This window comes from Enterobacter vonholyi (genome assembly GCF_040834095.1).
Classification (GTDB): domain Bacteria; phylum Pseudomonadota; class Gammaproteobacteria; order Enterobacterales; family Enterobacteriaceae; genus Enterobacter; species Enterobacter vonholyi.
The window spans coordinates 3,271,827-3,291,313 of record NZ_CP162152.1 but is presented as its reverse complement, the minus strand read 5'-3'; the positions used below and the strand labels follow the sequence as shown (position 1 = coordinate 3,291,313).

The 19,487-nt window shown below is 60.8% G+C and carries 16 protein-coding genes; 11 read left to right on the top strand and 5 right to left on the bottom strand.

The genetic code is table 11. The annotated features are described in order from the left end of the window. The first annotated feature begins 5 nt into the window (after positions 1 to 5). The 9 genes from iolD to iolB all read left to right on the top strand — a co-directional run bounded on the left by iolD (position 6) and on the right by iolB (position 11,616). Positions 6 to 1,931 (top strand): 3D-(3,5/4)-trihydroxycyclohexane-1,2-dione acylhydrolase (decyclizing), encoded by a 1,926-nt coding sequence (gene iolD / locus AB3N39_RS15415; protein ID WP_367896860.1) that lies wholly within the window; start codon positions 6 to 8, stop codon positions 1,929 to 1,931. Positions 1,932 to 2,231: 300 nt separating this feature from the next. Next, positions 2,232 to 3,218: an inositol 2-dehydrogenase gene (gene iolG / locus AB3N39_RS15410; RefSeq protein ID WP_127731936.1), complete on the top strand. Its 987-nt coding sequence runs from the start codon at positions 2,232 to 2,234 to the stop codon at positions 3,216 to 3,218. Positions 3,219 to 3,249: 31 nt separating this feature from the next. Then, positions 3,250 to 4,179 carry a sugar ABC transporter substrate-binding protein gene (locus AB3N39_RS15405; RefSeq protein WP_367896859.1) on the top strand — a complete coding sequence of 310 codons (930 nt, stop codon included), beginning with the start codon at positions 3,250 to 3,252 and terminating at the stop codon, positions 4,177 to 4,179. A gap of 54 nt (positions 4,180 to 4,233) precedes the next feature. Then, positions 4,234 to 5,781: a sugar ABC transporter ATP-binding protein gene (locus AB3N39_RS15400; protein ID WP_367896858.1), complete on the top strand. Its 1,548-nt coding sequence runs from the start codon at positions 4,234 to 4,236 to the stop codon at positions 5,779 to 5,781. An 11-nt stretch (positions 5,782 to 5,792) separates the two neighbouring features. Further along, positions 5,793 to 6,821, top strand: a complete 1,029-nt coding sequence (locus AB3N39_RS15395) for an ABC transporter permease (RefSeq protein ID WP_008502116.1) — start codon at positions 5,793 to 5,795, stop codon at positions 6,819 to 6,821. A gap of 8 nt (positions 6,822 to 6,829) precedes the next feature. After that, entirely contained in the window at positions 6,830 to 7,963 is a 1,134-nt protein-coding gene (locus AB3N39_RS15390) for a Gfo/Idh/MocA family protein (protein ID WP_367896857.1), read from the top strand. A gap of 12 nt (positions 7,964 to 7,975) precedes the next feature. Further along, positions 7,976 to 9,880: a 5-dehydro-2-deoxygluconokinase gene (gene iolC, locus AB3N39_RS15385; protein WP_133294904.1), complete on the top strand. Its 1,905-nt coding sequence runs from the start codon at positions 7,976 to 7,978 to the stop codon at positions 9,878 to 9,880. 11 nt (positions 9,881 to 9,891) lie between these two features. Then, the gene (gene iolE / locus AB3N39_RS15380; RefSeq protein WP_348943049.1) at positions 9,892 to 10,782 is read left to right on the top strand and encodes a myo-inosose-2 dehydratase; all 891 of its coding nucleotides are present in this window, start codon (positions 9,892 to 9,894) and stop codon (positions 10,780 to 10,782) included. Between the two features lie 9 nt (positions 10,783 to 10,791). Then, complete coding sequence (gene iolB, locus AB3N39_RS15375; protein WP_367896856.1) at positions 10,792 to 11,616, top strand: 5-deoxy-glucuronate isomerase; 825 nt, start codon at positions 10,792 to 10,794, stop codon at positions 11,614 to 11,616. A gap of 54 nt (positions 11,617 to 11,670) precedes the next feature. Here iolB and AB3N39_RS15370 read toward each other — a convergent pair whose 3' ends face one another. Genes AB3N39_RS15370 through AB3N39_RS15360 form a run of 3 tightly spaced genes read right to left on the bottom strand, consistent with a single transcriptional unit; the run spans position 11,671 to position 14,174 of the window. Next, positions 11,671 to 12,414 (bottom strand): alpha/beta fold hydrolase, encoded by a 744-nt coding sequence (locus AB3N39_RS15370; protein ID WP_367896855.1) that lies wholly within the window; start codon positions 12,412 to 12,414, stop codon positions 11,671 to 11,673. 11 nt (positions 12,415 to 12,425) lie between these two features. After that, positions 12,426 to 12,893 (bottom strand): DUF6130 family protein, encoded by a 468-nt coding sequence (locus AB3N39_RS15365; protein WP_367896854.1) that lies wholly within the window; start codon positions 12,891 to 12,893, stop codon positions 12,426 to 12,428. A 51-nt stretch (positions 12,894 to 12,944) separates the two neighbouring features. Then, positions 12,945 to 14,174 (bottom strand): MFS transporter, encoded by a 1,230-nt coding sequence (locus AB3N39_RS15360; RefSeq protein ID WP_367896853.1) that lies wholly within the window; start codon positions 14,172 to 14,174, stop codon positions 12,945 to 12,947. Between the two features lie 97 nt (positions 14,175 to 14,271). Between AB3N39_RS15360 and AB3N39_RS15355 the strand changes: the two genes are divergently transcribed. Continuing rightward, positions 14,272 to 15,162 carry a LysR family transcriptional regulator gene (locus tag AB3N39_RS15355; protein WP_115875979.1) on the top strand — a complete coding sequence of 297 codons (891 nt, stop codon included), beginning with the start codon at positions 14,272 to 14,274 and terminating at the stop codon, positions 15,160 to 15,162. On the opposite strand, the gene AB3N39_RS15350 is transcribed toward AB3N39_RS15355, so the two are convergent. Next, positions 15,159 to 15,329, bottom strand: coding sequence for a YfgG family protein (locus AB3N39_RS15350; protein ID WP_008501648.1), 171 nt, complete (start codon positions 15,327 to 15,329; stop codon positions 15,159 to 15,161). The genes AB3N39_RS15355 and AB3N39_RS15350 overlap by 4 nt on opposite strands. Before the next feature lie 371 nt (positions 15,330 to 15,700). Here AB3N39_RS15350 and AB3N39_RS15345 point away from each other — a divergent pair, with 371 nt between their 5' ends. Next, on the top strand, positions 15,701 to 17,941 hold the full coding sequence (locus AB3N39_RS15345) for an EAL domain-containing protein (protein ID WP_325813809.1): 2,241 nt from the start codon (positions 15,701 to 15,703) through the stop codon (positions 17,939 to 17,941). A 4-nt stretch (positions 17,942 to 17,945) separates the two neighbouring features. Here AB3N39_RS15345 and ppx read toward each other — a convergent pair whose 3' ends face one another. Continuing rightward, entirely contained in the window at positions 17,946 to 19,484 is a 1,539-nt protein-coding gene (ppx, locus tag AB3N39_RS15340) for an exopolyphosphatase (RefSeq protein ID WP_045399702.1), read from the bottom strand. Between the last annotated feature and the right edge of the window lie 3 nt (positions 19,485 to 19,487).

Genomic DNA, 19,487 nt, shown 5'->3' with positions numbered 1-19,487 from the left:
GTTTTATGCAAACCGAACGTATGACCATGGCCCAGGCGCTGGTCCGGTTCCTTAATCAACAGTACGTCAGCGTGGACGGCAACGAAACTCCCTTCGTGGAGGGCGTCGCCACGATCTTTGGGCACGGCAACGTGCTGGGCATTGGCCAGGCGCTGGAGCAGGATCCCGGCCATCTGCAGGTGATGCAGGGCTGCAACGAGCAGGGCATCGCCCATATGGCGACGGGATTCGCCAAACAGCACCGCCGTCAGCGCATTTTTGCCGTCACCTCCTCCGTCGGGCCGGGTGCCGCCAATATGGTCACGGCGGCGGCAACCGCCACGGCGAACCGCATCCCGCTGCTGCTGCTCCCGGGCGATATCTACGCCAGCCGCCAGCCGGACCCGGTACTGCAGCAGATCGAGCTGTATCACGATCTCAGCATCAGCACCAACGACTGCTTCCGCCCGGTCTCCCGCTACTGGGACCGCATCAACCGTCCCGAGCAGCTGATGAGCGCAATGCTTAGCGCGATGCGAACGCTTACTGACCCGGCAGATACCGGTGCGGTTACGATTTGCCTGCCGCAGGACGTGCAGGGGGAAGCGTGGGATTACCCGCTAAGCTTCTTTGCGCGTCGCGTGCACCACATCGAGCGTCGTCCACCCGATCCGCAGCGTCTGGCGCAGGCGCGGGCGCTGATCGCCCGCAAGCGTCGCCCTCTGGTGGTGTGCGGCGGCGGGGTGCGTTATTCCGGCGCGCATGAGGCGTTTCGCGATTTTGTCGAGACGCTGCAGCTGCCGTTTGCCGAAACTCAGGCCGGAAAGGGGGCGCTGGTAAGTGACCACCCGCTTAACCTCGGTGGCGTAGGGGTGACGGGCGGAATGGCGGCCAACCAGCTCGCGCCGCAGGCTGACCTGGTGATTGGCATCGGCACGCGCCTGACCGACTTTACCACCGGCTCCAAGGCGCTCTTTTCCCATCCGGACGTCGAATTTCTGCTGCTGAACGTGGCCGAGTTTGACGCTCTGAAGCTGGACGCTACGGCGCTGATTGCCGACGCTCAAACCGGGCTCGAGGCATTGACCCACGCGCTCGGTGATTACCGCAGCGGCTGGGGAGAGGCGATCGCTGAGGCGAAATCCGCCTGGCGCGACGAGTGCCGCCGCCTGTGGGATCGCCAGTGGCGTCCTGACGACGCGCCCGAAGTGGCGGGGCACCTGGACGCGCAGTTGGCGGAGTACGGCGAGGCGCTCAATACCCGCCTGACCCAGACGCGGGTGCTGGGGCTGATCAACCAGCATGTTGAAGATAACGCCATCGTGGTGGGCGCGGCCGGTTCGCTGCCGGGCGATTTACAGCGCCTCTGGCAGGTCAAAACGCCGGACAGCTATCACCTGGAGTACGGCTACTCCTGCATGGGTTACGAGATTGCGGCAGCCATCGGCGCGAAGCTTGCCCGACCCGAGCAGCCGGTATACGCCATGGTGGGGGATGGCTCCTACATGATGCTGCACTCCGAGCTGCAAACCGCGGTGCAGGAGGGCATTAAGGTCACCGTTCTGCTGTTTGATAACGCCGGCTTCGGCTGCATTAACAACCTGCAGATGGGGCACGGCATGGGCAGCTTTGGCACGGAAAACCGCCACCGCAACCCGGAAACCGGACGCCTTGACGGTCCGCTGGTGAAGGTCGATTTTGCGCAAAATGCGGAGAGCTACGGCTGCCGCGCGTGGCGGGTGAACGATGAGCAAAGCCTGCTGGCGGCGCTCGAGGCATCGCGGGCGCATCCCGGCCCAACGCTGCTGGACATCAAGGTGCTACCGAAGACCATGACCCACGACTACGCCTCCTGGTGGCGAACCGGTGATGCGCAGGTGGCAGAATCGTCTGCCGTGCGTGAAGCCGCGGAGCAAACGCAGGCGCAGGTGAAAAAAGCCCGTCAGTATTGAGTTTTCCCGAAGTAACGAAATTTTCATTTCATTTTCCACTCACCCTAACCCTCTCCCCAATGTGGAGAGGGTTAGGGTCGGTGCGCTCTTTTCCCCCTCGCCCCTTTGGGGAGAGGGCCGGGGTGAGGGGCTAGCAGCACCTTCTTCCATGTTGTGAGATTGATAACAAAATTCATCTCATTCATCTCAAAAGTGTTAACCTGCACTCAAAAACATAATTTTCACTATTTATAAAAATGAAATAAATGTTTTATTTATAGGGTCGTTAGTTCACAGCATTCACCAACACCGGGAGCCGTTATGTTTAACATTGCTTTACTGGGCGCTGGCCGAATTGGCCAGGTACATGCAGCTAACATCGCCAGCCACGGCGCGACCACGCTCTGGTCCGTGGTTGACCCGAATCAGGAATTTGCCACCCGCCTCGCCACGCAGTATCAGGCCCGCCAGCAGAGCCTGGATGAAGCGATGACCGACCCTAACGTTCACGCCGTGCTGATCGCCTCCGCCACCGATACCCACGCGGACCTGATTGAAATGGCCGCCCGCCACGGCAAGGCCATCTTCTGTGAAAAGCCGGTACACCTCGACCTCGCCCGCGTGCGCGACTGCCTGAAGGTGGTAAAAGAGTATGACGTGCCGCTGTTTATCGGCTTTAACCGCCGCTTTGATCCGCAGTTCCGCCGCGTGAAAACCGACGCGCAGGCCGGGTGCATCGGCAAACCGGAATCGTTGCTCATCATCTCCCGCGACCCGTCTCCGCCGCCTGCGGAGTACGTGCGCGTTTCCGGCGGCATGTTCCGCGATATGACCATTCACGACTTTGACATGGCCCGCTTCATCATGGGCGAAGAGCCGGTGTCGGTGTATGCCCAGGGCAGTAACCTGGTGGATCCGGCGATTGGCGAGGCGGGGGACATCGATACTGCGTTTATCGTCCTGAAATACGCTTCCGGCGCGATGGCGACCATCGTCAACAGCCGCCGCTCATCTTACGGCTACGACCAGCGCCTGGAGCTGCACGGCTCTGAAGGGCTGCTGTGCGCGGGCAACATTCTGGAAAACCAGGTGCAGCACTACGGCAAACAGGGCTGCACCAGCGCGCTGCCGGAACACTTCTTCCTGCAGCGCTACAAATCCGCTTACGCCGCGGAATGGGAACACTTTGTCGCGGTCCTGCGCGGCGAAGCGGTGCCTGACTGCAGCGGCGATGATGGTGAACGTGCGCTGTACCTCGCGGATAAAGCGCTGGAGTCACTCCGCAGCCAGCGCGAGATCGTCCTCTAAACACGACAACCCTACACAGAGAGACATAATAATGAAAAAACTGATCGTAGCCGCCCTCATCGCCATGACGTCCGGGGCCGCCCTTGCCGAAAACGATCAAATCGTTTTCAGTACGCCAAACCTGGCCATGCCGTTTGAAGTTCACATGCAGCGCACGGCGGTGAAAGCCGCAAAAGAGATGGGCGTGAAGCTTCAGGTACTGGACGGGCAGGGCAGCTCGCCGAAGCAGGTGGCTGACCTGGAAAACGCCATCACCCGCGGGGCGCAGGGCTTTATCGTTTCCCCGAACGATGTGAACGCGGTCTCCAGCGCGGTGGATGAAATTCAGGATGCGAAGCTGCCGGTGGTCACCCTTGACCGCTCCGTCGACAGCCAGAAGAAGGTGCCGCACTTTGGCGCCAACAACTACAAGGGCGGCCAGGCGATTGGCGACTTCGTTAAAACCAAATTCCCCGACGGGGCGGAGATCATTCTGCTGACCGGCCAGCCGGGCTCCTCCTCCAACATCGAACGCACCAAAGGGATCCGCGACAGCCTGAAGGCTGGCGGGGATAAGTACAAGATTGTCGCCGATCAGACCGGCAACTGGATGCGTTCTGAAGGGATGCGCATCGTGGAAAGCGTGCTGCCCTCGCTGCCGAAACGTCCTCAGGTGATCCTCTCCGCTAACGACGACATGGCGCTGGGGGCGATCGAAGCGCTGCAGAGCCAGGGCGTGAAGCCGGGCGAAATTCTGGTCACAGGCTTTGACGCGGTACCGGAAGCGCTAGCCCGCGTGCGCGACGGCTGGCTGGCGGTGACGGCGGACCAGCGTCCGGGCTTTGCGGTGCAGACGGCGATGAGCCAGCTGGTGGCCAACGTGCGCGAGAAGAAAGCCATCACCGGGGCCGACTACCCGCCGACGCTGATCACTAAAGAGAACCTGCAGCAGGCTGAGCGTATCGGTGAGGCCGGTAACTGATTTATCCGCAGCCGCCGCTGGCGCGGCGGCTCACTCTAAAGGAGGAGCAGACCGATGTCGCAACCCTTACTGAAAGTGACCGACCTGGCAAAAAGCTTTTCCGGCGTCTGGGCGTTAAGCAGCGCCCAGCTGACCGTCGGCGCGGGCGAGATCCACGCCCTGCTGGGGGAAAACGGGGCGGGTAAATCCACGCTGCTGAAGGCGCTCGCGGGGGCGCAGCCGCAAACCCGCGGGGAGATCTGGTTCAACGGCGAAACGCTGCCAGTAGACGACTCCCCGGTGGAGCGCCAGAACAAGGGCATTATCACCATCTATCAGGAATTCAACCTGCTGCCCAACATGACCGTCGCGGAAAACATGTTTCTCGGGCGCGAGCCGCGTAAACGTAACCTGATCGTCGACGAAAAGGCGGTAAATCAGGAAGCGCAGGTCATTCTCGACTATTTGCAGTTGAACGTTGCGCCGACCACGCCTGTCGCCCGTCTGAGCGTTGCCCAGCAGCAGATGGTGGAGATTGCCCGGGCGCTGACCCTCAACGCCCGGTTAATCATTATGGACGAACCTTCCGCCGCGCTGAGCGACAGCGAGGTGGAAAGCCTGCATCGCGTGGTGCGGGAGCTTAAAAACCGCGGCGTAAGCATTATTTATGTTACCCACCGTCTGCACGAAGTTTTCCAGCTCTGCGATCGCTTCACCGTTTTCCAGGACGGCCGCTTCACCGGCACCGGCGCGGTGGCGGAGACCAACGTCGAACAGCTGATCCGCCTGATGGTCGGTCGTGACGTGGCCTTTAACCGTCGTCCCGCCAGCGAAACGCATCATGAAGACAAACCCGTCCGCCTGGTGGTGAAGGGGCTGAGCCGCGAAAAGCCGCCGCTGGATCCGCACGGCATAGCCCTGCATGACATCAGCTTCCACGTTCACGCCGGGGAGGTCTTAGGCATTGCCGGACTGGTGGGCGCCGGGCGCACCGAAGTGGCCCGCTGCCTGTTTGGCGCGGACGCGTTTACCTCGGGCAGCTTTGAACTGGACGGCGTGCCGTACCAGCCGCGCGACCCTCTTTATGCGCTCGATCAGGGCGTGGCGCTGGTGCCGGAAGACCGCAAAAAAGAGGGGGCGGTGCTGGGGCTGTCGATTCGCGACAACCTGTCGCTCTCCTGCCTCTCCTCGCTGCTGCAGTGGCGCTGGTTCGTGAACACCCGCAAAGAGGACGATCTGATCGAGTCCTACCGCAAGGCGCTGCAGATCAAAATGGTCAACAGCGCGCAGGAGGTGCACAAGCTCTCCGGCGGTAACCAGCAAAAGGTGATCCTCGCGCGCTGCATGGCGCTCAACCCGCGGGTGCTGATCGTAGATGAGCCGACGCGCGGCATTGACGTGGGGACCAAATCAGAAGTGCACCAGGTGCTGTTTGACATGGCGAAAAAGGGCGTGGCGGTGATCGTGATCTCCTCCGATCTGCCTGAAGTGATGGCGGTGTCAGACCGGATCATCACCCTGAGCGAAGGGCGAGTGACCGGCGAGATCCACGGTGACGACGCTAACGAAGAACGGCTGATGACGATGATGGCCATCAACCATAACGCCCTGAACGCGGCATAACGGAGTTTCTCATGACGCAGATGATTTCTAAAACGCAGGCCCCGGTCAAACGTGCCGGACGCATCGATCCCATCGCCTTCTTCGAGCGCTTCGGGGTGCTGATTTTCATGATCCTGCTGCTGATCTTCTTTCAGTCGCAGAACAGCAATTTTTTCTCTGAACGTAATATTTTCAACATCCTGACCGAAGTCTCCATCTACGGGATCATGGCCGTGGGGATGACCTTTGTCATCCTGACTGCCGGGATTGACCTCTCCGTGGGCTCCATTCTGGCGGTCTGCGCCATGACCGCGGCGTACGTGATTAAGGGCGACAACTTCACCACCGTCGACCCGAACGCCTGGGGCGGCATGAGCTGGCTGATTGGTCTGGGGATTTGTCTGGCGATGGGCACGGCGATTGGATTCCTGCACGGTCTGGGCGTAACACGCCTGCGCCTGCCGCCGTTCATCGTGACCCTCGGCGGGATGACCATCTGGCGCGGCCTGACGCTGGTGATCAACGACGGCGCGCCGATTGCCGGTTTCGATCAGGGCTACCGCTGGTGGGGGCGCGGGGAGCTGCTCGGCATCTCCATTCCGATCTGGATCTTCGCCATCGTCGCCCTCGGCGGCTATCTGGCGCTGCATAAAACCCGCTGGGGCCGCTTCGTCTACGCCATCGGCGGTAACCCGGAGGCGGCGCGCCTGGCGGGGGTGAACGTCAAGCGCGTGCTGGTCAGCGTCTATGTGCTGATCGGCTGTCTGGCGGGACTGGCGGGCTTCATCCTGAGCGCGCGTCTGGGGAGCGCCGAGGCGGTGGCCGGGATCTCCTTTGAGCTGCGCGTCATCGCCTCGGTGGTGATCGGCGGTACCTCGCTGATGGGCGGCTACGGGCGCATCGGCGGCACCATTATCGGCTCCATCATCATGGGGATTCTGATTAACGGCCTGGTGCTGATGAACGTCTCGGCCTACTACCAGCAGATTATCACCGGATTAATTATCGTTCTGGCGGTGGCGTTTGATACCTACGCCAAGAGCCGTCGCGGCGCACTGTGAGGATCACGATGAAAGAGGTTCGTATTGGATTAATTGGCACCGGGTATATCGGCAAGGCGCACGCTATCGCCTATGCCCAGGCCCCAACGGTGTTCAACCTGCGCGGCAGGCTGGTGCGCGAGATGGTGGCGGAAGTCACGCCGGAGCTGGCGGCAGAGCGCGCGCAGGCGTTTGGCTTCAACCGCTCCACGGGCGACTGGCGGGCGCTGGTGGCCGACCCGGCTATTGATGTGGTGGATATTTGCTCACCCAACCATCTGCATAAAGAGATGGCGCTGGAGGCGATCCGCCACGGCAAGCACGTCTACTCGGAGAAGCCGCTGGCGCTGAACGCCCACGACGCGCGGGAGATGGTTGACGCCGCGAAGCGGGCCGGGGTGAAAACGCTGGTGGGGTTCAACTACATGAAGAACCCGACGGCGCAGCTGGCGAAGGAGATTATCGCCCGCGGCGAGATAGGCGAGGTGATCCACTTCTACGGCACCCACAACGAAGACTATATGGCCGACCCGTTGTCGCCTATTCACTGGCACTGCTTTAAAGAGACCGCCGGGCTGGGGGCGCTGGGCGACCTCGCGGCGCACATCGTCAACATGGCCCAGTACCTGGTTGGGGATATCGAGCAGGTCTGCGGCGATCTGAAGATCGTGGTCCCGGAGCGCCCGGCGAAGGCTGGAGCGTCGGACATGATTGCCGTCGAAAACGAGGATCAGGCCCACGCAATGGTGCGCTTCGCGGGCGGGGCGCAGGGGGGGATTGAAACCTCCCGTGTCGCCTGCGGCCGCAAAATGGGGTTGTCATATGTGATAACCGGAACGAAAGGCGCCATCAGCTTCACCCAGGAGCGCATGGCGGAGCTGAAGCTCTATCTGCATGACGATCCGGTTAACCGTCAGGGGTTCCGCACCTTGCTCGTCGGCCCGGCGCACCCGGACTACGCCGCGTTCTGCATGGGCGCAGGACACGGGATTGGCTTTAACGATCAAAAAACGGTGGAGGTGCGCGATCTGGTGGACGGGATTGCCGCCGACGCGCCGATGTGGCCGGACTTCGAAGAGGGCTGGAAGGTGTCGCGCGTGCTGGACGCGATTGCGCTCTCGCACCGGGAAGGCCGCTGGCTGAACGTGAACGACATTGTCTGATGAGGTATCAACGTGGAAAAGCAGTTTGATGTGATATGCATGGGCCGCGTGGCGGTAGACCTCTACAGCCAGCAGATTGGTGCCCGTCTGGAGGATGTGTCGAGCTTCGCCAAATATCTCGGCGGGTCGTCCGGCAACGTGGCGTACGGCACCGCCCGTCAGGGTTTACGCTCGTCGATGCTGGCGCGCGTCGGCGATGAACATATGGGCCGCTTCCTGCGCGAAGAGCTCAACCAGGTGGGCTGCGATACCAGCCATCTGATTACCGATAAACAACGCCTAACGGCGCTGGTGCTACTCGGCATTAAAGACCGGGACACCTTTCCACTGATTTTTTATCGCGATAACTGCGCGGACATGGCGATTACCGCCAGCGATGTGGACGAAAGCTACATTGCCTCCGCACGTTGTCTTGCCATCACCGGGACCCACCTTTCTCATCCGCAGACCCGCGAGGCGGTGCTGACGGCGCTGGGCTATGCCCGCCGTCATGGCGTGCGCACGGTGCTGGACATCGACTACCGTCCGGTGCTGTGGGGGCTGACCGCCTTAGGCGACGGGGAAACGCGCTTTATCGCCGCCGATAAGGTCACCCGCGAGTTGCAGGAGGTGCTTCACCTCTTCGACGTTATTGTCGGCACCGAAGAGGAGTTTCACATTGCGGGCGGCAGCACGGATACCCTGCAGGCGCTGGAGCAGGTGCGCGCCGTCAGTGAAGCAGCGCTGGTCTGCAAACGCGGCGCGCTCGGCTGCTCGGTCTACACCGACGCCATTCCGTCCCGGCTGGACGACGGCCTGACGGTGACCGGCGTGCGCGTGGAGGTGCTGAACGTCCTCGGCGCGGGGGACGCGTTTATGTCCGGCCTGCTGCGCGGCTATCTGAACGACGAGGGCTGGGAGCAGGCGTGCCGCTACGCCAACGCCTGCGGCGCGCTGGTGGTCTCGCGCCACGGCTGCGCCCCGGCGATGCCGAGCAAAATCGAGCTGGATGACTATCTTTCGCGCGCTGCAGATGTGCCGCGCCCGGATCTCGACCCGCGTCTTAACCATCTCCACCGGGTGACCACCCGACGCCGCGAGTGGCCGGAGCTGTGCGTGATGGCCTTCGACCACCGCAGCCAGCTTGAGGATATGGCGATGCAGTGCGGCGCGTCGCTTAAGCGCATTCCGGCGCTGAAGCAGCTGATCCTGCAGGCCAGCCGCGAGGCGGCGAGCCGCGCCGGGCTGGAGGGCAAAGCCGGTCTGCTGTGCGACGGCACCTTTGGTCAGGACGCGCTGAACGCCATTACCGGCGAAGGGTGGTGGATTGGCCGCCCCATTGAGCTGCCGGGCTCGCGTCCGCTGGAGATGGAGCATGGCAACATCGGCACCCAGCTCATCAGCTGGCCGCAGGAGCACGTGGTGAAATGCCTGGTCTTTTTCCATCCGGAAGACGCCCACGGCCTGCGCCTGGAGCAGGAGCAGAAAATTGCCGAGGTGTACCACGCCTGCTGCCGGTCCGGGCACGAGCTGCTGCTGGAGGTGATCCTGCCCGCGACCATGCCGCGCAGCGACGAGCTCTACCTGCGCGCTATCTCCCGCTTCTACAACCTCGGCATTTACCCGGACTGGTGGAAGCTGCCGCCGCTCTCCGCCGACGGCTGGACGGCGCTGAGCGAGATTATCGAACGCCGGGATCCGCACTGCCGCGGGGTAGTGATCCTCGGCCTGGACGCCCCGGCGGAACAGCTGCGCGCTGACTTTAAAGCCGCAGCGGGTCAGACGCTGGTGAAAGGCTTCGCCGTAGGGCGCACGCTGTTTGGCGATGCCTCCCGCGCGTGGCTGAAACACGATATTGACGATGCGCAGCTGGTGGCGCGCATCAGGGACAACTACCTGCAGCTTATCGCCTGGTGGCGCGAGCGCGGACACGCATAATGGAGACGACAATGAGTGTACAACTGGGCATTAACCCGCTGACGTGGACGAACGACGATCTGCCTTCACTCGGCGCGGAGACGTCGCTGGAGACCTGCCTGAGCGAAGGTAAAGAGGCCGGTTTCGCCGGTTTCGAGCTGGGCAATAAGTTCCCGCGCGAAGCGCGCCTGCTCGGCCCCATCCTGCAGCGCCACGACCTGCAGCTGGTCTCCGGCTGGTACTCCGGTCGCCTGCTGGAGCACAGCGTGGAGGAGGAGATCGCCGCCGTGCAGTCCCACCTGACGCTGCTGCGCGAGCTGGGGGCGAAGGTGCTGGTCTTTGCGGAAGTGAGCGGCTGCATTCACGGCGAGCAGCAGACCCCGGTGCATCTGCGCCCGCGCTTCCCGCAGGCGCGCTGGAAGGAGTACGGTGAGAAGCTTACCGAATTTGCCCGCTACACCCAGCAGCAGGGCGTGCAGATTGCCTATCATCACCATATGGGCACGGTGATCGAGTCCGCCGACGACGTGGACAACCTGATGACCCACACCGGCGACGCGGTGGGGCTACTGCTCGATACCGGCCATCTGACCTTTGCCGGGGCCGATCCGCTGGCGGTGGCGCAGCGCTGGGCGTCGCGCATCAACCACGTTCACTGCAAAGACGTGCGTGCCGACGTGCTGGCGGACGTGAAAAACCGTAAAACCAGCTTCCTTGATGCGGTACTGAGCGGCGTGTTTACGGTGCCGGGCGACGGCTGCGTGGATTATCCGCCGATTATGCAGCTGCTGAAGGCGCAGGACTATCACGGCTGGCTGGTGGTCGAGGCGGAGCAGGATCCGGCCATTGCCCATCCGCTGACCTACGCCCGTCTGGGGTATAACAATCTGAGCCGTCTGGCGCGCGACGCCGGACTGATTTGAGGAGGTGACATGTCACGTCTGTTATCACGCTGGCAACAGCCGAACGCGGAGGGGCGCACCCAGTCCGTCACGCCGGAAAGCGCAGGGTGGGGGTACGTCGGCTTTGAGGCGTATGAGCTGCAGGAGGGGCAGACGCTGACGCTGCGCGCCGTCCGCGAAGAGCGCTGTCTGGTGCTGGTCGCCGGGCGCGCCTCCATCACCACGCCCTCCGCGCAGTTTACCGATATTGGCGGGCGGATGAGCCCGTTCGAGCGCATCAAGCCGTGGGCGGTGTACGTCACTCCGCAGGAGACGGTGCAGGTGAAGGCGCTGACGACGCTGGAGCTGGCGGTCTGCGCTGCGCCGGGCAAGGGCACCTATCCGACGCGGCTGATTGCGCCGCAGGATATCGACGGTGAAGCGCGCGGCAAGGGCCACAACCAGCGCTATGTGCACAACATTCTGCCGGAAGACAAGCCCGCCGACAGCCTGCTGGTGGTGGAGGTGTGGACCAACGAGGGCTGCACCAGCTCGTACCCGAGCCACAAGCACGACACGGATAACCCGCCCCAGGAGACGTATCTGGAGGAGACCTACTACCATCGCCTCAACCCGGAGCAGGGGTTCTGCATGCAGCGGGTTTACACCGACGACAGAGCGCTGGATGAGTGCATGGCGGTCTACAACCGTGACGTGGTCATGGTGCCGAAGGGATACCACCCGGTGGCGACGATGGCCGGGTATGACAGCTATTATCTCAACGTGATGGCCGGGCCGGTGCGCAAGTGGATCTTCACTTGGGAAGAGGACCACGCGTGGATTAATCGGGATTATCCCGCGGATGGCGGGCGCTGAAGCTGTTTTTTGCCGGGTGGCGCTGCGCTTACCCGGCCTACAAATCGCAAAAAATTACTTTGCGTCAATCGCCTGCTCAATCGTCCGGGCAACGATCTGCGGCTGGCTCACCATCGATACGTGGCTTGCCGCCACCTCGGTGGTTTTCGCGTGGATCGTCTTCGCCATCGCCCGTTCAAGATCGGGGTTGATCATTCGGTCATTCTTGCTAACCACATACCAGCTCGGTTTGTCATGCCACGCCGCGTGGACGACTTTTTCACCAAACGCCTCAGCCTTAATTGGCCCCTGCGTGGCTGCAATCGTATCTTGAATGGCTGGCTTCACGTCAGGCGCGAAATCCTTCCTGACGGCGTCCGTCGGCAGGTATAAATAGCCGTCCGCCGTTTTGGCAATGCCCGCGCTACCCGGCGGCGCAGGGTAGCTTCCTGCCAGATCCGCCGTCGACTGGCCGGAATCCGGGGCGAACGCCGCCACGTACACCAGCGATTTTACCCGCGCATCGTTTCCCGCCTCGCTAATCACGGTGCCGCCCCAGGAGTGGCCCACCAGCACTACGTCACCCTGCGCGCGGGCGATGGCCCGCTTTGTGGCGGCAACGTCATCGTTGAGCGACGTGAGCGGGAGCTGGACGGCAATGACCTCGGCGTGCTGCTTCTGCAACAGGGCAATCACCTTATTCCAGCTGCTGCCGTCGGCAAACGCGCCGTGAACCAGCACGACGCTGGTTTTACCCTGTGCAAAGGCGCTGGCGGAAAGCGCCAGCAGGCCTGCCGTTAGTACAGTCAGTGCTTTCATCTTGAGACTCCTTAAAAGTGGTGGACCGCCGCGTGGGGTGGTACGGTGAATTCGATGGTTTTGCGGTCGAGCGGCTTGTGCGTCGGGTCGGCCAGAATAATCGTCACCTTGTGTTTCCCTGCGGGCAGCCCCACCAGAATTACCGGCTCTCCGCTGGCGTCAGCCCAGTGCCACGGCGCTTCATCCACCACCACGTGAATGTGCCCGATGCGCGGAGTGACCTTGAGCGCTTCAGGTCCGAATACCGGCTCGATGCGCAGGTTTTCGGCACGGTACTGTATAAACACCGCGCCTTTGCTCAGCGGCCCGGCAAGCGGGGGATCGACGATCAGCTTTGCGGGCGGCTGCGGCTGCGCCAGCGGGGCAACGGCGGCGGGGCCGTTAACGTCCGCGGCGCTCAGATTGTCCAGGGGAGTGGCCTGGGCACCTGCGACGGATGTCAGGACAAGCAGGGGGAAAAGTACGTAGCGACGAATCATTGCTCTCTCTCCTCATCAGTTCTCAATGGCGACAGGGAAAGAAAACCATTTTTATGTATCGGAGATATTTGCCGGAGGGGGCGTTTTGTACCCGTTTGTCACCGTGGCCCGCGGGATACAGTGCGATACAGTTTGCCTCCCGGGACGGCGCACAATGGCTATCGCCAGCCCGGCAATCACCAGCGTCAGCCCCGTCGACACCCCCATTGCGCCAGCGATCCCCAGCGTTTTGTTCAGCCACGCATAGGCAAACGGTGAGGCTGCGGCCATCAGCTGGCCGGGGATAAGCAGCATGCCCGTGCGGCGGGCATAGCTTTCCGCGCTAAACAGCTCCAGCGGCAGGGTGGCTTTGACAAGGGTAACCAGCCCGTTGATGGCCCCATAGCCCAGCACAAAGCCGGCCGCACACCAGACAAACAGGGCGCTGCTCAACCCAACAAGAAAACAGAGCGGCATGGCGAGAGCGGTAAAAAGCGTTAATGTGAATGGCGTTAAGCGAGCCCCCGCCAGCACCTCCAGCGAGCGCGCGCCTGTCTGGCCGATTCCCCACAGCATGCCGATAGCGACCGGCAGGCCGTAGTGGGCAATAAACTCCGGCAGATGGGTGGAGGTGCCGTTAGAGACAAAGGTGATGAGGGCAATGAAGGCGGCATAAAGCCAGCCGTTTCGGCGCTCGTTGTTCAGCGGCGGTGCGGCGATTTTCGTCGTCACCGTCAGCCGCTGCCGGGGAAGCGTGCGGATCAGCAACGCGCTCAGCAGGCCAAGCAGGGCATAAATGCGTAATGCGTCCTGCCAGCGCATCACGTGAAGCAGCGCATCGCCCAGCGGCCAGAAGACGACAGAGGCCAGCCCGCCCGCCAGCGTGACGCGCGAGATTGTTCTTCGCGCCTGTTGTCCGTAGAGGTTGACCAGCGCGGCGAAGAGCGCATCGTACAGCGACAGGCGCATTCCCACGCCTGTGATCAGCCAGGCGCCGTACCATCCATAAAGCGTCCGGGTATACGCCATACAGGCACAGCTTGCGGCGATCAGCAGCGTTCCGCTCATCACCACCGTCTGACCGCCAAAGCATGCCAGCAGGCGGGCTATAAAAGGGGATACCGCCGCCATCACCAGCATCGCCAGCGTCAGGCCGAGGTAAATCTGCGGTGATGACCATCCCCGGTCGGCTGAAATGGCCAGCGCAAAGGTGCCGGGCATATAAAACGAGATCCCCCAGTTGATGAGCTGATTGCACCCGGCTGTGAGGGCGAGGCGGTGTGGCAGGGCAGGTATTTCCATGAGTGTTCATTCCGCTATGCAGTTGTCCTGAGCATAACGGGCGCGGTATTGTGCTGGCAGGGCAGCAACCTTATGCGCGGTATAAGAGAAACTTTGAATGACGACGCTTAATCTGGGCTATCTCGCCACCTTCCGTCTGGTGATCCAGCGCGGCAGCTTTTCAGCGGCAGCGGATGTGCTGGGTATCTCCCAGCCCGCCGTCAGCCTGCAAATACGCCAGCTGGAGCAGTTTCTGCAAACGCGGCTGGTGGAGCGTACCGGGCGAGGGATAAAGGCGACGGCAGCCGGAGAGGCATTGCTGGCGCATGGGGAGCGTATTCAGCAGGTGGTGGATGACGCCATTCGGTCGGTGAGCGCATTCAGCCACGATGTGAGCGGCACTATTACGCTTGGCACGGGGGCAACGGCCTGCATTCATTTTCTGCCACCTCTGCTGGAGCAGCTACGACGCGACTATCCGCTCCTGAACGTGGGGGTGACGACGGGCAACACCCGCGATATCGTCAGGGCCATCGAAGAGAACCGTCTCGATATGGGGCTGGTCACGCTGCCGGTGAGTGGCAAGGCGTTGGACGTCATGCCGGTGATGGACGAAGAGTTTGTTTTTATCGCCTCGCCGGAGCTGAAGGATGTTTTCAGAGACTTTACCCCGGATGCGCTGCACGCTCAGCCGCTGATTGCCTTTGAATCAGGTAGCGGAACCCGGACGCTGATCGATGGCTGGTTTGCGGCTAATGGATTAACGATCGCACCGGTGATGCAGCTTGGCAGCATCGAGGCGATCAAACGCATGGTTCGCGCGGGACTGGGCTACAGCATCGTGCCTCGAATGGCGGTAGAACAGGATGGCGATCGCGAAGGGCTATGCGTGATGTCGCTTACGCCCATGCTGCAGCGGCAGCTGGCGGTGGTGATGCGACAGGATAAAATCCTCAGCAAAGGGATAGCGGCCATTATTCGGCTCGTGCAGCATCCTTCGGCGGTTTAGCGGTCAGCGGTGTCGACGGTGAGGCTGGATTGCTGCGACTGGGTTTTGTCCTGATGGTGGTACCAGGCGCCAATCGAGGAGTAAACGAAGCGGCCAAAGAAAAACAGAAAGCTGATGAGCAGTATGATGCGGGTCATTCGGGTGTTAAATCGATGTCGTTTGCGCATACGCGTGACCTGACTCACTCTGTTTATCCTGGGTAAGCCCTTTTGGGCGATAAGGATATTAAGGCACAGCGGGAAGAAGGGGTCAATTCTGCAGTGTGTAAATAACCGTCAATGTATACATTAATTAATGTTATTGAATTTAATTAATGCATTTACCATATTGATAATATGAAGAAAATTATTTCAAAAAAAACACCACAAAGAGTAATTTGCGTAAAGTAGTTTGATTTAAGTCAACGGATTCCCGGCCCTTATATTTAAAATCCTTCCTCCACACAGTTCGCCCCGCACGCCGCCGGGCGGCGCGTACGTCAGGTTGGATGCCTGTCTTTATTTTCCCTCTGGAGCGAAAGGGGTTTAACCGGGCATCTATGAACATTCTCGCTTTCCTGAAAAAAAATGAAAACCGCTGGTGGGCATTGCCGCTTATTTTGCCTGTGGTTTTACTTCCCGTGCTGAGCATCGCGAATACCTTCACGCAGCTGGGAGACGGTATTGCGGCACTCTATTATTTACCCCTCTCATTTTTGCTTTCGCTGATGATGTTCTTTGGGCTGGAAGCGCTGCCCGGGATCGTATTGTCGCTGTTTATCCGCTATTACCCCTCGGTCGGCATGTTCGAAACGGTCGCTGGTATGCTCCATTTTGTCGTCCCTTTAGTGCTGAGCTGGGGCGGCTACCGGGTGTTTGCGCCCAGACGGAATATGACCGCATACGGCGACATCCGGCTGATGGCGCAGCGCATCTTCTGGCAGGTCTTCTGCCCCGCGACGCTATTTCTGGTGCTGTTTCAGTTTGCGGTGTATTTAGGCGTGTATGAGAGCCGGCAGAGCCTTGCGGGATTAAACCCTCTTAATATTCGCACGCTCATCAACTATCAGACGCTGCTGGTCAGCGGGCTGACGGGCGTGCCGCTGAGCTATCTGCTGATCCGCCTGATTCGCCATCCGCGCTATCTCAAAAGCCTTTTCTCGCAGATCCGTTCCCAGATAGATAAAAAGGTGACGGTCATTGAGTTTCTGATGTGGGCGATTGCGCTAGGCGGGCTGCTTACGCTGCTGCTGCTCCCGATGAATGAAAACAGCTCCATTTTCACCACGAACTACACCCTGTCGCTGCTCATGCCGGTGATGCTCTGGGGCGCGATGCGTTTTGGCTATAAGCTGATTTCGCTTATCTGGACGCCGATACTGCTGGTATCTATTCACTATTTTTACCGCTATATCCCGGTGAACCCGGGGTATGACATTCAGCTGGCGATCACCTCTTCCAGTTACCTGGTCTTCTCGTTCGTGGTGGTTTTTATGTCGATGCTGGCAACCCGGCAGCGCGCGGTGAACAAACGCTCGCGCAGGCTGGCGCTGCTCGATCCGGTCGTCCATATGCCTAATCTGCGGGCGCTGTCGCGCGATCTGGCGAAAAACCCGTGGTCGGCGCTCTGCCTGCTGCGTATTCCGGAGCTGGAAATTCTGGGTCGAAATTACGGCGTGCTGCTGCGTATTTTGTACAAACAGCAGTTGGCGCAGTGGGTAAACGGTACCCTCCAGCCCAACGAGCAGGTGTATCACCTCACCGGGTATGACATGGCGGTGCGGCTCAATGCGGAATCGCACCAGCAGCGGATTGAAACCCTGGACGAGCATATCAAACAGTTCCGCTTTGTCTGGGACGGCATGCCGCTTCAGCCGCAGGTGGGAGTGAGCTATTGCTATGTCCGGTCCCCGGTTAACCATCTTTATCTGGTGCTGGGTGAACTGGGCGTGGTTGCCGACCTGTCGCTCGCCTCCAACCATCCGGAAAATCTTCAGCAGCGTGGGGCCGTCCATTTGCAGCGTAACCTGAAGGATAAAGTTGCGATGATGAGCCGCCTGCAAAAGGCGCTTGATAACGACGAATTCACCTTGCTGGTTCAACCCGTTCGCGGCCTGCGTGGCGATTGCTATCACGAAGTCCTGCTCCGGATGCCGGATGCCAACGGGCTATTGATCTCTCCCGATCGGTTCCTGCCCGTCGCGCAGGAGTTTGGCCTCTCCTCGCGGGTGGATTTGTGGGTGCTGGAGTATACTCTGCGCTTCCTGGCCGCGCATCGCGAAAGGCTGCCCGGCCAGCGTTTCGCCATTAATCTGGCCCCCTCAACCGTATGTCGGGTGCAGTTTCCGCTTGAGGTCAGTCGCCTGCTGGCGAAATACACCATTGAGCCGTGGCAGCTGATTTTTGAAGTGACGGAGTGCAGCACCTTTTGCAATGCGGAGCAGGCTCTACACATCCTCCGGCAGCTGCAGAAAATGGGGGTACGTATTGCGATTGATGATTTTGGCACCGGCTATGCGAGCTATGCGCGGCTGAAAAGCGTGGATGCGGATATTCTCAAGATCGACGGCAGCTTTATCCGCAATATCGTCAACAACAGCCTGGATTATCAGATTGTGGCGTCTATCTGCCATCTGGCGCGCATGAAGAAGATGCTGGTGGTGGCGGAGTACGTCGAGACCGAAGAGATACGTAGCGCGGTTCACGCGCTAGGCATCGATTATGTGCAGGGCTATCTGATTGGCAGACCGGCGCCGCTTGAGTCGCTGCTGGAAGCTGAGGCGTCCTGCGCGGACGCCTGAACCGTTACGCGGCGACGTCGGCGCTCTCTTCTTCGATTTTGAGCAGCCAGCCGGTGACGGCTTCCCAGTACTGCTGCTCTTTTTCCAGGTCCAGCAGGACCAGCGCGTTCTGGCTGAACCAGTCGTGCGGGAAGCTCAGCGTCCAGTGATGGTCGTCGGTTTTAAGCTTCAGCGTGGGCGGCGTGGTGGTGGCCTGGCGCTGGTTATTGAGCAGTACGCCCAGACGCAGCAGCTGTATAAGCGGCAGGAACTGTTTTTTCTTGAACAGCGTGAAGCGCGGCAGGTCGTCGAGCTTGATGGCTTTGCGGTGATAACGCACCAGGGTCGCCATCATGGTTTGCTGCTCCTGGTTGAAGCCAGGCAGATCGCTATTTTGCAGAATGTAGGCCGAATGGCGATGCATCCCGCTGTGGTTGATGTTGAGCCCCACCTCGTGGAGCATTGCGGCCCATTTTAACAGCGCGGCAAGCTGCGGGTGCGCGAGCTTCGGATTCTGCTCTTCCCACTGCTCGTACATCTGCACCGTGGTGTCCAGCACGCGCTTCGCCTGCTCGCGGTCGATGTTGTACTGGTTAGCCAGGCTTTGTGCGGTGCGGCTGCGAATATCCTGATGGCGGAAGCGGCCTTCCATCTCATACAGCACGCCTTCGCGCAGCGCGCCGTCGGAAAGGCGCAGCTCTTTAATGGCGAGGGCATCAAACACGCCGCAGAGGATGGCCAGCCCCGGTACGAAAACCACCTTACGCTCGTCGGAAAGACCCGGCAGGCTTAAGGCGTCAAAACTTTTATGCTTCAGCACTTCTTCGGTCAGCAATGTCAGGCGTTCGGGCGTGATAAACCCGTCTTTTTCACCCATCGCCAGCAGCACTTCATGCGCCGCTTTGATGGTACCCGACGCGCCCAGCGCCACGTTCCAGCCCTGGATACGGTACTGCCAGGCCAGGTTTTCCAGCTTCTGGACGGCCGCCATCCGCGCACGCTGGAAGTTCTCGCGGGTGATGCTACCGCCCGGGAAATACATCTGTGCGAAGCTGACGCAGCCCATACGGCGGCTTTCCACCAGGCGCGGCTCAAAGTCTTCGCCGATCACAAGCTCCGTAGAACCGCCGCCGATGTCGATAACCAGCTTGCGCCCTTTTTCCGGCTGGGTGTGCTCGACGCCCATGAAGATCAGACGCGCTTCCTCGTTGCCGGAGATGATCTCAATCGGGTAGGGGATCACCTTTTCGGCCCGCTTGAGAAACTCAGGGGCATTCAGGGCCTGGCGCAGGGTGTGGGTGCCCACGATGCACACGCTGGAGGGCGAGAAGCCCTGCAGGCGCTCAGCAAACAGCGACAGGCAGTTTAACCCGCGCTCCATCGCCTCTTCGCTGAGCATGCTGCGTTCATCAAGACCATCCGCCAGGTGTACGCGCTGCTTCAGACGACCGATGATCTGCAGCGCGCCATCCACCTCACGGGCGATGACCATGTGGAAACTGTTAGAGCCAAGATCGACCGCGGCGAATTCCTGCGGGCGTGGGGTCTTATCATTTATCGGCATAGG